This window comes from Bradyrhizobium sp. PSBB068 (assembly GCA_016839165.1).
In the GTDB taxonomy this organism is placed as follows: domain Bacteria; phylum Pseudomonadota; class Alphaproteobacteria; order Rhizobiales; family Xanthobacteraceae; genus Bradyrhizobium.
In genome coordinates this window covers 2151203-2166605 of sequence record CP069300.1, presented here as the reverse complement: position 1 = coordinate 2166605, position 15403 = coordinate 2151203, and the positions used below count along the sequence as shown (strand labels likewise).

Genomic DNA, 15403 nt, shown 5'->3' with positions numbered 1-15403 from the left:
CAGCCGAGCACGCAGGGAGACGTCCAATGCTGACGCGACGCGATATGATGCTGGCTTCCATCGCAGCGTGAGTGACCATGACCGGCAGCCAAGCATCTTCCAAGGCAGCGCAACCATCGACCCCGGTGAACTTCGACGTGCCTGCCGGTGCGTGCGACTGCCACACCCACATCCACGGCGATCCCGAGAAATTCCCGTTCTTCGCCGGCCGCGTCTATACCCCGGAACCGGCCTCGCCGGAGGAGATGAGCGCGCTGCACAAGGCGCTGCATGTCGAGCGCGTGGTGATCGTAACCCCGAGCGTCTACGGCCCGGACAACTCCTCGACCCTGTTCGGCATGACGGCGCGCGGCCCGACGGCGCGCGGCGTCGCCGTGATCGACGACAAGACCAGCGAGAGCGATCTCGATACCATGCAGAAGGCCGGCTTCCGCGGCATCCGCCTCAACCTCGCCACCGGCGGCGTCAACGATCCCAATCTCGGGCGGCAGCGCTTCTCGGCCGCGATCGAACGGATGAAGGCGCGCGGCTGGCATGTCCAGCTGTTCACCAGCCTCGCGATGATCACCGCGATCAAGGACCTGGTCGCGGCTGCGCCGGTGCCCGTGGTGTTCGACCATTTCGGCGGCGCCGAGGCCGCGCTCGGCACCGGTCAGCCGGGATTTGACGACCTCCTGGCGCTGGTAAAATCGGGCAAGGCCTACGTCAAGATTTCCGGTGCCTACCGCGCCTCCAGGCTCGCGCCCGACTATGCCGACGCCGCGCCGCTGGCCCAGGCGCTGATCGCGGCCAACGCGGAACGCATCATCTGGGGCACCGACTGGCCGCACCCGGATTCGGTGACGCCGGCGGGCAGGAAGGTCACCGACGTGACGCCGCTGTATCAGATCGATGACGGCCGCCTCCTCAACCAGCTTCCGGTCTGGGCGCCTGATGCCAAGGTGCGCAAGACCATTTTGGTTGACAATCCGGCGCGACTCTACGGCTTCACCTGACGTTGTCCTTCGGCCGGCGCGAGAAGTAGGAGATCAGCACCGGCAGCGTGATCAGGATCACCAGCGGCGCCACCATCATGCCGGTGACGACGACGATGGCGAGCGGCTTCTGCACCTGCGAGCCGATGCCCTCCGACACCGCCGCCGGCAGCAGGCCGACGCCCGCGACCACGCAGGTCATCAGGACGGGGCGAAGCTGCAACTCGCCGGTTCGGATCACCGCGCGCATCCGATCATAGCCCTCGTCGATCAGCTGGTTGAACTGCGACAGGATGATGATGCCGTCCATCACGGCGATGCCGAACAGCGCGATGAAGCCGATCGCCGCCGAGACGCTGAACGGGATGCCCGAGATCAGCAGCCCGAGCACGCCGCCGAAGATCGCCATCGGAATCACGCTCATCGCGAGCATGGTGTCGACCATCGAGCCGAAATTGAAGAACAGCAGCACGGCGATCAGCGCGAGGCTGATCGGCACCACGATCGACAGCCGCTTGATCGCATCCTGCAGATTGCCGAACTCACCGACCCACTCGACGCGGGACCCCGGCGGCAACTGGACCTGCTGCTCGACCTTCTGCTGCGCCTCGCGGATCGCACTGCCGAGATCGCGCTCGCGTACCGAGAACTTGATCGGCAGATAACGCTCCTGCTGCTCGCGGTAGATATAGGCCGCGCCGGAGATCAGGTTGATCGAGGCCACTTCGCTGAGCGGGATCTGCGTGATGCCGCCATTGGCGTTCGCCACCCCGATCCGCAAATTCTGGATCGCCTCCGCGCTCTTGCGATATTCCGGCGCGAGCCGGACGATGATCGGGAAGTGCCGGTCGCTGCCGGACTCATAGAGGTCACCGGCGGCATCGCCGCCGACCGCGACCTTGATGGTGGCGTTGATGTCACCCGGCGCGAGGCCATAGCGCGCGGCACGCACGCGATCGACGTCGATCTGGATCGTCGGCTGGCCGAGCGAGGTGAATACCGCAAGGTCGGTGACGCCCTGCACGGTCGCCAGCACGGACTTGATCTTGTTGGCGGTGTCGGTCAGCGCCTGCAGATCGTTGCCGTAGAGCTTGATCGAGTTCTCGCCCTTCACGCCGGACACCGCCTCCGAGACGTTGTCCTGCAGATATTGCGAGAAATTGAACTCGACGCCCGGAAATTTCTCCTGCAGCTGCGCCAGCAATTGCGCGGTCAGCACATCCTTGTCATGGGTGTCGGGCCAGTCGCCGGCAGGCTTCAGCGGCGCGAAGAATTCAGCGTTGAACAGGCCGGCCGCGTCGGTGCCGTCGTCGGGACGGCCATGCTGCGACACCACCGACACCACCTCGGGACGGCTGCGGATCAGTTTCCGCATCTCGTTGACGTAGGCGTTGCCTTCCTGCAGCGAGATCGTCGGCGGCAGCGTGGCGCGGATCCACAGATTGCCCTCTTCCAGCTTGGGCAGGAATTCGAGACCCAGGAAGCGGGCGAAGACGATGGTCGTGACCACGAGGGCGGCCGCACCGGTCATCACGATCTTGCGGTTGGCAATCGCCCAGTTCAGCACCGGCAGGTAGATCGCATCGAGCTTCTTGACGATCCAGGTCTCGGTCTCGTGGATATGCGCCGGCAGGATGATGGCGCTCAGCGCCGGGGTTACGGTGAACGTTGCCAGCAGACCGCCGGCCAGCGCGTAGGCATAGGTACGCGCCATCGGGCCGAAGATGTTGCCTTCGACGCCGCTCAGCGTGAACAGCGGCAGAAACGCGGCGATGATGATCGCGGCGGCAAAGAAGATCGACCGTGACACGTCGGCGGAAGCCGACAGGATCGCGTGGCTCTTCATCCCCATGACCGTATCGTCGGAGATGTGCGCCTGCTCGGCGTCGGACAGCGCCGTGGTCTGCGACAGCCGGCGGAAGATCGCTTCCACCATGATCACGGTGGCATCGACGATCAAGCCGAAATCGATCGCGCCGACCGACAGCAGATTGGCGGATTCGCCGCGCAGCACCAGGATGATCACGGCGAAGAACAGCGCAAACGGTATGGTCGCGCCGACGATCAGCGCGCTGCGGAGGTCGCCGAGGAATATCCACTGCAACAGCACGATCAGGAGAATGCCGACCACCATGTTGTGCAGCACGGTGTGGGTGGTGAGCTCGATCAGGTCCTTGCGGTCGTAGATGCGCTCGATCTTCACGCCAGGCGGCAGGATCGAGGAATTGTTGATCTGGTTGACCAGCTGCTCGACGCGCGCAATGGTCGGCGAGCTCTGCTCGCCGCGGCGCATCAGCACGATGCCCTGTACGATGTCGTCGTCACTGTCGATGCCGGCGATACCGAGCCGCGGCTTCTCGCCGATCGTGACATGAGCGATGTCGCGAACCAGCACCGGGTTGCCGCCGGACTGCGAGATCATGGTGTTGGCAAGGTCGTCGATCGAGCGGATCAGGCCGACGCCGCGCACCACGGCAGACTGCGTGCCGATGTTCACGGTGTTGCCGCCGACATTGATGTTGGCGTTGGAGACCGCCTGCAGCACCTGCGGCAGCGTCAGGCCGTTGGCGACCAGTTTGTTGAAGTCGACCTGGATCTCATAGGTCTTGGTCTTGCCGCCCCAGCCGGTGACGTCGATCACACCGGGCACCGCGCGGAAGCGGCGCTGCAGGACCCAGTCCTGCAATGTCTTGAGGTCGAGCACGCTGTAGTTCGGCGGCCCCTTCAGCCGGTAGCGGAAGATTTCACCGATCGGGCTGAGCGGCGAGATGCCGGGCTGCACGTTGCCGGGCAGCGGCGCGAGCTGCGACAGGCGATTGAGCACCTGCTGCTGCGCCTCGTCATAGGTGTAGTCGAAGGAGAACTGCAGCTTGACGTCGGACAGGCCGTACAGCGAGATGGTGCGGATGGTCTTGAGGTTCTTGATGCCGGCGACCTGGGTCTCGATCGGGATCGTGATGTAGCGCTCGATCTCCTCGGCGGAGAGGCCCGGGCTCTGGGTCACGATGTCGACCATCGGCGGGGTCGGATCGGGATAGGCCTCGATATTGAGATGCTGGAACGCGAACAGGCCGCCGATGAAGACGGCGATGAACATGGCCACCATCAAGTAGCGGCGATTGACGGCAAGGGCGACGAGGCGATCCATTCAGATCGTCACTTTCAACTGGAAGGGATTTCTTGATTGCAAGAACAGGACGACTTTTGCTTCGAAACGTCGTCCTGCTCTCACCGTTTGAGCATGGTCTTTTCGGAAAACCGCTAAGCACTTTTCCGGATCATGCCTAGGTGCCGGACGCGGCGCGGTCGATGAAGAGGCTTCCCTTCGTCACGATCTGCTCGCCCGGCTTGAGATTGCCGGCCACCTCGACGAGGTCGCCATTGATGAGACCGGGCTTGATCTGGCGCAGTTCGATGGTCTTGTCCTCGGCGCGCGCGACCCAGACCCGAACCTGATCGCCTTCGTAGATCAGCGCCTGTTTCGGCACGCCGACCGCCGGATGGTCGCCCTTCGAATACAGCGTCACATTGGCGAACATCTCAGGCTTCAGCCGCTTGTCGGTATTGTCGATGGTGGCGCGGGCCAGGAGCCGGCGCGAGGTCGCGTCGATCGCGGCGGCGACATAGTTGACGCGGGCGTTCAGCACCTTGCCCGGCAGCGCCATCACGCTGAAGCTGAGGTCCTGCCCGACCGCGACGTTGTCGGCGTCGGATTCGCGGACGAAGGCGATCAGCCAGACCGTCGAGAGGTCGCCGATCACGTAGACCGGGTCGCTGGCACCGGTCGAGACATACTGGCCGGGGCCGGCCTTGCGCTGAACCACGGTGCCGCCGATCGGCGCGAACACCGTCGTTTCCGGATTGAGGCGCCCCTTCTGTTGCAGCGTCGTGATGTCGTCATCGCCGAAGCCGAGGATGTGCAGCTTGTTCTGCGCGGCTTCCAGCAACGTCTGCGCCGAGCGCGCATCGTTCTGCGCCTGCACCAGCGCCGCCTGCGCCTGCTGATAATCCTTCAGCGGGATCGCCTTGCCCTCGGACAAATCCTTGGCGCGCTTCTCCTGGATCTGGGCCAGGTCGAGCGCCGACTGCGCCTTGTTGAGGCCCGTCATCGCAGCGACATAGTCGTTCTGCGCCTGCACGGTGTCGGCCGCTTCGATCACGTACAGCGGCTGCCCCTTCACCACGGCATCGCCCGGCCGCACCAAAAGGCGGGTGACGCGTCCGGTATAGGGCGAGTAGACCGGGGTGGAGCGATCCTCATCGATCCCGATCTTGCCCTCGGTCACCAGTTCGGAACGGAACGTGTGCTCGGTGACGGTCTGGAAGGTCAGGCTGGCCCACTCGGCCGCCGACGGCGTATAGCGCGTGCCGCCCTTGCGGGACTGGCTGGAGACCTCAGAAGGCCTCTGCTTTTCCGTTCCGAAACGCGTGTAGCCATAGGCGCCCGCGCAGGCCGCCATCAGCACCGCAGCGGCCACGAGCAGGCGTGGGCGGCTGAGGCTCTGCACTTTTTTGGGAATGTCTCTCAGCATGCGGTCCGCGAGGTCGATCGTTGCAAGGTCCGGCGGGGCAGCCCCAGCGGTGCGCTAATAGTGCCGAATTGGCGCTCTAAACAACCTATAAATCGCACTTCGATGACGCCTGTGGTTAAAGTTCGGGTAGCGTGAACAGCGACTGAATGTCTCACCCGGGAAACTCCGGAGCAGAAGACTCTTGAGCCGGAAACTCCGGCGGATGACTGCCGAGCGGCATGGCCGGACGGTACCAATGGGCCGTCGTCCGCGACAGCACCGCCGCGTGGCGGACCGAACTCAGCATGCCAAAGCCGGACGGCAGCTGCTCGATGAAGGGCAGCACTGCATCGGCCTTGAGGTCCTCGGTCGCAAGGCCCCCTTCAAGGCGACCGAGGTTCCACAGCCAACGCCCGGTTTGTGCCAGCGAAACCCGGACGTGCCAGCTGCCGCCTTCGCGCGCCTGGCGGGCCTTGGCCATCATGGCGCCGAACGCCATGAAATATCCGGTGGCATGGTCGAGCATCTGGGCCGGCAATTCCTTCGGGCCGTCGACACCAGCGGCCTGCCCCTCGGCATGATTGAACCCGGTCGTGGTCTGCACCAGCGAATCGAAACCGCGCCGCTCCGCCCACGGACCGGCATGGCCATAGGCCGAGAGCGTCACGTAGACGATCCCGGGATTGATGCGCGCCGCTTCCTCCGCCGAGAAGCCGAGCCGCGCGATCGCCTGGGGACGATAGCCCTGCGAGAGAATATCGGCCTGCGCCACGAGACCGCGCATCACGTCCCGCCCCTGCTCGCTGCGCAACTCGAGGAAGCTCGTCAGCTTGCCGCGGCCGGTGTCGATGGTCAGCCACGGAATCGCCGGCAGATCGGGACCCGAGATCAGCAGCACGTCGGCGCCATGCGCCGCGAGCGTACGGCCGGCGACCGGACCCGCGATCACGCGCGACAGATCGAGCACGCGGATGCCGGCCAGCGGCCGCTTTCCCGCAGGCCACGGCTTTGGCGCGGCCTCGCCGATCTTCTCGATCGAGATCAGCGGCAGCTTTGCAAGCGCCTGGGCATGCGGCGTCGCGGACCATTCGTCATGCGAGCGCATCAAGGCAACGACGCCGCCGGCGGCGTAGGCCGCGGTCTCGAACGCCTCGCCATCCCATTGCAGCAGCGCGGCCTGGACCACGTCACGCTCGGCGTCGCAGCCCAGCACCCTGCAGACGGCGTCGCGGTGATGCGGAAAATTGGTGTGAAGGCGGACGAAGCGGCCGTCGCGAACGCGGTAGACGCCGGCGATCTTGTCCCAGGCCGGAGGCGGCGGCTTGTCGTCGACCCGCAGGTAGCGCTCGCTGCGGCATTCGACGACGGCATGGCGGATATCGACCGCGACGTCCTGGCTCTCGCCGCTGCGGGCTTTCCAGATCTCGGCCGCGGCAAGACCGCTTGCTGCGATCGACGCCTGCGCTGCGGCAGCGACACGAAACGACGACGGCAATTGCGGCTCGCTGCCGGTCAGGCTGACCGTATCGAGCGCGGACGCTGCGCCACCGGCGCCGGTCCAGATATCGGCAAGGATTTCACGGATGTCCTGCATGCGCATTCCTCTTTGCGATTAACCCATGCCCGTGCATGATGACAAACAGACGGTGCCCGGTCTCAATCGTCATACCTGATTTGAGTATGCCCCCCGCGCAAACGCGTTCCGCGTTTGCGCGGGGGAGAACAGCTTACATTTTTCCGGATCACGCCTGGTTTAAGCATGATCTTTTCGGAAAGCCGTTTCACAGGTTTCCGGATCATGCCTTCCGACCGCCCCGAACAGGAGTTGCAATGGCTGCCATTGACCCCATCACTGCCGGCGCAGTTTTCATCGCGACCGCGGCCACCGACGCGGTCTATGTCATGTTTACGTCGGCGGTGGTGGCGCGCAAGCGCGTGCCGGCGGCGACCTGGAGCAGCATCTGGTATCTGCTCTCCTCCTATGCGGTGATCAGTTACACCGAAAACTGGGTGTATGTCGCCTTCGCCGCAGCGGGCTCGTGGGTCGGCGCCTATGCATCGATCACCTTCCTGCACCGCCCGCCCGGCGGACCGCCGGTGGGTGCTGCGGTGGAGTAGCCGCCCTGCAGCCTCGCACTCAACCGTCGTCCCGGCGCAGGCCGGGACCCATAACCACAGGGTTGTGTTGTTGAAGAGGGTTGCGGCCCCAGCGTCGCACGACAATCAGCATTGTGGTTATGGGTCGCTGCGTTCGCAGGGACGACACCAAACATGTGGCGCAGCTGGTGAGGCAGACATCTACGTTCTCGCGACATGTTTTGCCCGAGCCTTGCTGTTCGTTCCGCCCTCTCTTGAGCAGAGGGCGCAGGGAAAGCCGGGTGCCGATCGCACCCATGGGCCCCGAGCAATGGGTAGAAAGCTCGGGGGTAGGACCACAGGTGTAACCGGAAACAACCCGGCTTTCCCTGCGCGATGGGTTACGGCTTACTTCGTGCTCTCCCCGGCGAGACTGGGCTTGCTTGTCACCGCCTTCGCAAAACGCCTTCGCGTCCTGCGACGAGACACCTGCCGTTAGGGCGTCAGGACCACACGACTTCGCCGTCCGCCTCATGCACACTCGTCAGTTGCGCAATCGGCGTCCACCGCATCTCGACCCGCGTTCGTGACGACCGCGAAGCGCCCTCGTGCCGGGTGAGACGGTAGCATTAAACATCTGAGTTGGGTCCGGCGTCAAGTTAAATTCTGAAAAGCCGAACAAATGAAAGCGTCTGCCGAACCGAGCATCCGGCAGACGTTTCACGCCGTCATCTCACTTCAACGCGGCCTGGCCGGCGAGCGAGATCACATTGTCCTGCGAGCCGGTACCGCCGCTGACGCCGATGGCGCCGACGATCTTGCCGTCGACGATCAGGAGGTTGCCGCCGCGCGAGGCGATCACGTCGTCGAGCGTCGTGAGATAGGTGAAGTAGGCGCCCTTGCCGATCAGGTTTTCGAACGTCAGCGTCGGCCGGCGATAGCGCGTCGTGGTGCGCGCCTTGTGTTGCGAAACGCCGATCGAGGCGTATTGGCAGTTGTCCTGCTTCTCGAAATAGACGAGCTCGCCGGACGGATTGACGATCGCGATGCAGAACGCGTTCCAGTTGCGCTTCTGGGTCTCGGCGATCGCCGCAGCCGCAACCTTCTTGGCGGTTTCGAGATTGATCGGCTCGCCATAGGGCGGCGGCGCCAGGGTATCGGGGACGACGTCGTTGGGATTGTCGGGATTGGAGGGCACCTGGGCAAATCCGCCGGTGGCCGTGACGAACGCGATGCATGCCGCGCCGATGAGCGCAGTGAGATAATGCATGGAATGCTCCCGAATGGTTGTCGTTGCAGGCCCCGGATCGATCGCCCGGGCGGCCGGGACGATAGCAACTGGTTCATGGCGCACAAGGCGGCATCTGCTGGTTGCGGCGCACACTATTGCTGCGATAATGGCTCACGCCCCTCGCCGCTTGCGCTACGGGCGCATGAACGCGAAGTCCGTATCAGGATCGCAATTGTCGGCGACGAAGCGAAGCTCCGACTGGACGTCGGCGACGCTCCTGTTTTCAAGGTATTTCGAGACAACGAGGCCGAGCAGCGAACGGCAGACGCTGTCGTGATCGAGCCCTGCGGTCTGGGCTTCGGCAAGCGCCGCTGAAAAATGAAGCTTCGCGATCTCGGTTGCGGACATCCCGGTCTCCTTCTCGTGCCTTGTCTTACGCGAGCTCCGCGATGGCCTTGATCTGTGTCAACTTCAATGAAAGTCCCGCGACGGCGGCAGGATGCGGACGTTGCGCGGGTGGCGGATCCTTTGCGACGAGTTGTCGCCGTGATCGCGGCGGTCGTCATTGAGCGGTTCGATCAGCGCAGGGCCTGCCGGCACTGGATGCTTGCTGACCGCGGAATCGTTGGCAAGGCCGATCAGATCGTGGGAGCGATCGGTCATGCGCTGCGCCACCAGATGCGTCACGCCCTCCGGGCTGCTCTGGATATAGCCCTCGACCAGGATCAGGCGCGCGCCCATCACCTCCTTGCGGTACTGCTCCATCACCTTCGGCCACACCACGATGTTGGCGATGCCGGTCTCGTCCTCCAGCGTCATGAACACGACGCCCTTGGCGCTGCCCGGCCGCTGCCGCACCAGCACCACGCCGGCGCAACGAACGCGGCGGCGGTCGTTGCTGCGGTTGATGGTGTGGCAGGCGACGACGCGCTCCTTGGTGAACATCTCGCGCAGGAATTCCATCGGATGGCCTTTCAGCGACAGGCGGATGGTCTGATAATCGGCAACCACCTGCTCGGGACGCGGCATCTCCGGCAGCGGTTTTGCGCCCTCATCCGGCTGCTCGCGCGCGGTGGCGGCCTCGAACAGCGGCAGCGGCACGTCGTCGGGCAGCCGCCGCACCGCCCACAGCGCCTCGCGGCGGTCGAGCCCGAGCGAGCGGAACGCATCGGCGTCGGCGAGCAGGATCAGCGCGCGCTTGGGGAGTGCGGTGTCGCGGGCGAAATCCTCCAGCGAGGTGAAGGGCCGGCGGTTGCGCGCGGCGACGATGCGGTCGGCCCAGTCTTGCTCCGTCGATACGCGCATCTGGTCCAAGGCCGCGCGGGAGGTGGGCGGGTTCCCTCCCCCCTTGCGGGGGAGGGTTAGGGAGAGGGGTAAGTCGCACGGGCGGTGGTCGTGGCTTACCCCTCTCTCCAACTCTCCCCCGCAAGGGGGGAGAGAGCCCATCCGTTCGTGCGTCCCTGACTCAGGCACACCCATGCTTCGCGTACCCACGATGCGCAATTGCGCATCGGAGAATGACGATTGGAGAGCTTTCAGCCTCTCCTCATCCTCATCCAGCCAGTGGAAGCCGTCGATCTGGCGAAAGCCGAGCCGCACCGCGCAGTGCTCGCCGACCTTCTCCTCCAGCGTGTTCTGCGCGAAGCTGAAGGACACATCGACCTCGCGCACCGTCACGCCGTTCTTGCGGGCATCGCCGACGATCTGCGCCGGGGCATAGAAGCCCATCGGCTGCGAGTTCAGCAACCCGCAGCAGAACGCGTCGGGATGATAATGCTTCAGCCACGAGGAGATGTAGACGAGCTGCGCAAAGCTCGCGGCGTGGCTTTCCGGGAAGCCGTAGGAGCCAAACCCCTTGATCTGGTCGAAGCAGCTGCGGGCGAAATCCGGATCGTAGCCGCGCGCCACCATGTTGCCGACCAGCTTCTCCTCATAGCTGCCGATGGTGCCGACGTTGCGGAAGGTCGCCATCGAACGGCGCAGGCCGTTGGCTTCCTCCGAGGTGAAATGCGCCGCCTCGATCGCGATCCGCATCGCCTGTTCCTGGAACAGCGGCACGCCGAGCGTCTTGTGCAGCACGTTGTAGAGCTCGTTCTTGTCGCCCTGGTCAGGCGCGGGTGCTGGATAGCTCACCTTCTCCTGGCCGTTCCGCCGCCTGAGATAAGGATGCACCATGTCGCCCTGGATCGGTCCGGGGCGCACGATCGCGACCTCGATGACGAGATCGTAGAAGGTGCGCGGCTTCAGGCGCGGCAACATGTTCATCTGCGCCCGGCTCTCGACCTGGAACACGCCGAGCGATTCGCCACGGCACAGCATGTCGTAGACGTTCTCGTCGTCCTGCGGGACCGAAGCGAGCTCCCAGCGCTTGCCCTTGTGGTCATCGATCAGGTCAAAACATTTGCGGATGCAGGTCAGCATGCCCAGCGCCAGCACATCCACCTTCATCATGTGCAGCGCGTCGACGTCGTCCTTGTCCCATTCGATGAAGGTGCGGTCGTCCATCGCGGCGTTGCCGATCGGCACATAGGTGTCGAGCCGGTCCTGGGTCAGCACATAGCCGCCGACATGCTGCGAGAGATGGCGCGGAAACTCGATCAGCTCGGTGGCGAGCTCGACCGCGAGGTTGATCATCGCATTCTTTGGGTCGAGCCCTGCCTGCCGCACCTGCATGTCGTTGAGGCCCTTGCCCCAGCTGCCCCACACGGTGTCCGCCAGCGCCGCGGTGACGTCCTCGGTCAGCCCGAGCGCCTTGCCGACGTCGCGGATCGCGCTGCGCGGGCGATAATGGATGATGGTGGCGATGATGGCGGCGCGGTGGCGGCCGTAGCGGCGATAGACATATTGCATCACCTCCTCGCGCCGCGAATGCTCGAAATCGACGTCGATGTCGGGCGGCTCCAACCGCTCCTTGGAGATGAAGCGCTCGAACAGCAGATCGACCTTGGTCGGATCGACCGAGGTGACGCCGAGCACGTAGCAGACGGCAGAGTTCGCCGCCGAGCCGCGGCCCTGGCACAGGATGTTCTGGCTGCGCGCATAGCGCACGATGTCGTGCACGGTGAGGAAGTAGTGCGCGTATTTCAGCTCGGCGATCAGCGCGAGCTCCTTGTTCAGGGTGGCGCGGAGCTTGTCGTCGATCTTGCCGCCGAAATATTTGTCGACGCCGGCCCAGGTCAGATCTTCCAGATGCTGCTGCGCGGTCTTGCCCGGCGGCACCGGCTCGTCGGGATACTGGTATTTGAGCTGGTCGAGCGAGAACGAGATGCGATCGGCGAAACGCATGGTCTCCGCGATCGCGGCAGGCCAGTCGCGGAACAGCCGGATCATTTCATGCGCCGGCTTGAGATGCCGCTCGGCATTGGCCTCGAGCCGGCGGCCGATGGCCTCGATCGTGGTCTTCTCGCGGATGCAGGTCAGCACGTCCTGCAACGGGCGGCGTGCGGGATGGTGATAGAGCACTTCGTTGGTGGCGAGCAGCGGCACGCCGGCATCGGTGGCGAGAGCATGCAGCCGCGCGAGGCGGCGCCTGTCGTCACCGCGATAGAGCAGGCTTGCGGCGAGCCAGACGCCATCGGCCGCGCTCGCTTTCAATTGCCGGAGCACGTCGAGCGCGTCATCCGCCTCGAAACGATGCGGCAGCGCCAGCACCAAGAGTTGGCCCTCGGCGAAATCGATGAGATCGGGCAACGTGAGCCGGCAGTCCCCTTTCTCGATCCGCTCGATGCCGCCGCCGCGCTTGCCGCGGGTCAAGAGCTGGCACAGCCGGCCATAGGCGGCGCGGTCGCGCGGATAGACCAGGATGTCGGGCGTGCCGTCGATGAAGATGATGCGGGCACCGACCAGAAATTTTGGCGGATGGGCGACCTTCTCGCTGTCGAGTTCCTTCCAGGCGCGCACCACGCCGGCCAGCGTGTTGTGATCGGCGATCCCGATCACGGGGATTCCGAGTTCGCTCGCCTGATGCACATAGGCGCGCGGATCGGAACCGCCGCGCAGGAAGGAGAAATTGCTGGTGATGCCGATCTCGGCATAGGCGGATACAGGTGTTGTCATGCGAAAAGCCCGTGCACATACCAGTTGGCCGGAACGGGCCTGCCCTCCTCGTCGCGCAGCTCACTCTCATAGAGACCGTCACGAAAGATCCAGAAGCGCTGGCCCTCGGCGTCCTCGACGCGGAAATAGTCGCGGGTAAGCGCCGCACCGTCCTGCTTCCACCATTCCATCGCGATGCGCTCGGGGCCCTCGACCCGCACCACCGCGTGCAAGGCGCGCCGCCAGGTGAATTGATGCGGCGGACCGTCAGGCACGCTCGCGAACGGGACCTTGATCGGCTCGGGTCGCTCGAACAGCCGCAAGGGCCGCAGCGGCGGCTCGCCCGCGACGCGCTCCGGCCAGGCGGCGGCGCTGGCGGCCGCCAGATGATGCTGCGCAGGCAGCGCGAGCGCCGCGCGCTCGGGGATATGGCTTTCGAGCGGCAGATGCACGACGACGCGCTTGCCGCCGATGCGGGCGGCGATGCGGTCGATCAGCGCCGAGATCTCGTCATTGTCATGCACGGTGGCGTCGAGGTCGCGCTGCTGCTGCACCACGATTTCGGTACGCCCTGCGGCGAGGCGAATGAGATCGAAGCCGAAGCCGGGATCGAGCGGATCGCTCAGCGCATCGAGCCGTTCGCGGAACAGGCGATCGATCATCTCGGGCCGCGTCACCGGACGCCCGGTCTCGACCATGATCGCCGCGACCTTGCCGTCGGTGCGGAAGAAGCTCGCCTCCAGTTGCCGCGCGCCCTTGCCCTGTTTGTCCATCGCCGCAACCAGCATATCGGCAAGGCTTGAGAGCGTCAGCGCGATCACGGTGTCGGTGGCGACGGGCTCGGGGAAACGCTTCTCGACGATGTAATCCGGCAGCGGCTTGCGCGGGCTGATCGGGGCATCGCCCTGCCCGAGCGCGTGGCCGAGCAAGGTGGTGAAGGCCGAACCGAACCGCGCCGAAATCTCGTGCGGCGCACGCGCGGCGACATCGCCGATGGTCTTCAACCCGGCGCGGCGCAGGCCGGTGGTGACAGCGGGATCGGCGCCGAGCGCCGACACCGGCAGCGGGCCGACCGCTTGCGCTTCCTCGCCGCTGGCGACGATCTTGCCCGAGATGTGGCGCGTCAACGTGCGCGCCGCGATCGAGGTGCCGGCAATCGCTGCGCTGACGGCAAAGCCGCGCCGGCTCAGCGCATGGGTCACGATCTGCAGCAGCGCGCGCTCGCCGCCGAACAAGTGCGCGCAGCCGGTGATGTCGAGGAACAGGCCATAGGGCGGATCGAGCGCGACCAACGGCGTGAAGCGGTCGCACCAGTCGGCGATGTCGTTCAGCATCTTCAGATCGGCTGCGGGATCGGCGTCGTAGACCGTGAGCTCCGGGCAGATCGCGCGCGCATTGGCCAGCGGCAGTCCGATCGACAGCCCGGCCCGCATTGCGGCCTCGTCGACGGCATGCAGCAGGATCGCGTTGTGATCTTTTGCGACCACAACGCTGGGGAGATCGTTGCTCATGGCATTCGTAAGGGACGCATCAGCGGACGGGTTCCCTCCCCCCTTGCGGGGGAGGGCTAGGGAGAGGGGTGAGCCGCTCGGGCGGTGCTCGTGGCTACCCCTCTCTCCAACTCTCCCCCGCAAGGGGGGAGAGAGCCCAGCCGATGTGCTTACCTCACTGGCAGGTGGTTCATCCACCTCTCGCGTCTCAGCTTGCGAGGCGATGTCCTGCGCGAGCTTGCGCTTGATGCGGTCGATGGGCAGGCGTGGCAGCCACAGGCTGAGGATACGCCGACGGTTCACTGAATTGGCACTCATCACATTTCCATTCCATGATCCATCGCCCGACCGGGCCATGACGGTTGCGCACGAGCTCGGCGTCGAAGCGCGGCGCGCCCCAGGCGCTTGAGGCATTGCCGGGCGGCGAATGCGCCGCACGCACGATCCAGCGCGTCTCTGCGGTCGAGGGAATCGGAGTTGCCGCGATCCGCAGCATCAGCGCGGTAACGCCGGAGGCTTGCGCGGCGAGGGTCAATTTGCGGCTGGCGACGAGGTCGAGCTGGCGCGCTTCGCCCCAGACCTCGAGCACAACAGCGCCGAGCGCGTCGCAGGCCAGCGCGTCGGCCGCGGTGCGCAGAGCACCGTCGACATCGGCGGCGCGCACCGTGACCAGGAGACGCGGATCGAGGCCGAGCTCGGCGAGCCCGCGCACCGACAGCGCGCCGTTTTCGCGATCGGAAAAATCCTGCCGCACCCAGACCAGCGGCTTGCGCGTCGACACGCGTCCGGCGAGCCCCGCGATGAAGCCGGTCGCAGCGCCCGCTTGATGGCCGGCCGCGAACACCTCGTGCAATGCGGCCGGCGCGAGCCCGCCGCGCAGCATCGCGTCCGCGCCGGCGTGGCCGAGCGCGATGCGGTTCGGCATCGCCGCATCCGATGGCGCCTCGATGCGCGCGATGCTGCCGCGCAGAGACGCAAGCGTACCCGTGCGTGCGCTGTTCATTGCGCCGCTCCTTCTCAACCAAAATTTGAGGCCGTCACTGGTCTGAACAGAGAACCAGGGACTGGCTCATTTGTTCATGATAT

The 15403-nt window shown here is 65.3% G+C and carries 10 protein-coding genes; 2 read left to right on the top strand and 8 right to left on the bottom strand.

What is annotated here, in order from left to right; genetic code table 11:
- The first annotated feature begins 77 nt into the window (after positions 1-77).
- Positions 78-995: an amidohydrolase family protein gene (locus tag JQ507_10015; protein QRI71779.1), complete on the top strand. Its 918-nt coding sequence runs from the start codon at positions 78-80 to the stop codon at positions 993-995.
- Here the strand turns inward: JQ507_10015 and JQ507_10010 are convergent.
- From JQ507_10010 to JQ507_10000, 3 genes are all read right to left on the bottom strand, one after another.
- On the bottom strand, positions 988-4122 hold the full coding sequence (locus JQ507_10010) for an efflux RND transporter permease subunit (GenBank protein ID QRI71778.1): 3135 nt from the start codon (positions 4120-4122) through the stop codon (positions 988-990). The genes JQ507_10015 and JQ507_10010 overlap by 8 nt on opposite strands.
- A 136-nt stretch (positions 4123-4258) precedes the next feature.
- Positions 4259-5506 (bottom strand): efflux RND transporter periplasmic adaptor subunit, encoded by a 1248-nt coding sequence (locus JQ507_10005; protein ID QRI71777.1) that lies wholly within the window; start codon positions 5504-5506, stop codon positions 4259-4261.
- Positions 5507-5657: 151 nt separating this feature from the next.
- On the bottom strand, positions 5658-7079 hold the full coding sequence (locus tag JQ507_10000; GenBank protein QRI71776.1) for a CoA transferase: 1422 nt from the start codon (positions 7077-7079) through the stop codon (positions 5658-5660).
- A gap of 236 nt (positions 7080-7315) precedes the next feature.
- On the opposite strand from JQ507_10000, the gene JQ507_09995 reads away from it, so the two are divergent.
- Positions 7316-7603, top strand: a complete 288-nt coding sequence (locus JQ507_09995; GenBank protein QRI71775.1) for a hypothetical protein — start codon at positions 7316-7318, stop codon at positions 7601-7603.
- A 691-nt stretch (positions 7604-8294) separates the two neighbouring features.
- Here JQ507_09995 and JQ507_09990 read toward each other — a convergent pair.
- From JQ507_09990 to JQ507_09970, 5 genes are all read right to left on the bottom strand, one after another.
- Entirely contained in the window at positions 8295-8831 is a 537-nt protein-coding gene (locus tag JQ507_09990; protein ID QRI71774.1) for a heme-binding protein, read from the bottom strand.
- A gap of 153 nt (positions 8832-8984) precedes the next feature.
- Positions 8985-9200 (bottom strand): hypothetical protein, encoded by a 216-nt coding sequence (locus tag JQ507_09985; protein ID QRI71773.1) that lies wholly within the window; start codon positions 9198-9200, stop codon positions 8985-8987.
- Between the two features lie 63 nt (positions 9201-9263).
- Positions 9264-12848 carry an error-prone DNA polymerase gene (locus JQ507_09980; GenBank protein ID QRI71772.1) on the bottom strand — a complete coding sequence of 1195 codons (3585 nt, stop codon included), beginning with the start codon at positions 12846-12848 and terminating at the stop codon, positions 9264-9266.
- Complete coding sequence (locus JQ507_09975; protein ID QRI71771.1) at positions 12845-14338, bottom strand: DNA polymerase Y family protein; 1494 nt, start codon at positions 14336-14338, stop codon at positions 12845-12847. The genes JQ507_09980 and JQ507_09975 overlap by 4 nt, the downstream gene beginning before the upstream one ends.
- Before the next feature lie 187 nt (positions 14339-14525).
- The gene (locus JQ507_09970) at positions 14526-15320 is read right to left on the bottom strand and encodes a DNA repair protein (protein ID QRI71770.1); all 795 of its coding nucleotides are present in this window, start codon (positions 15318-15320) and stop codon (positions 14526-14528) included.
- Positions 15321-15403 lie beyond the last annotated feature (83 nt).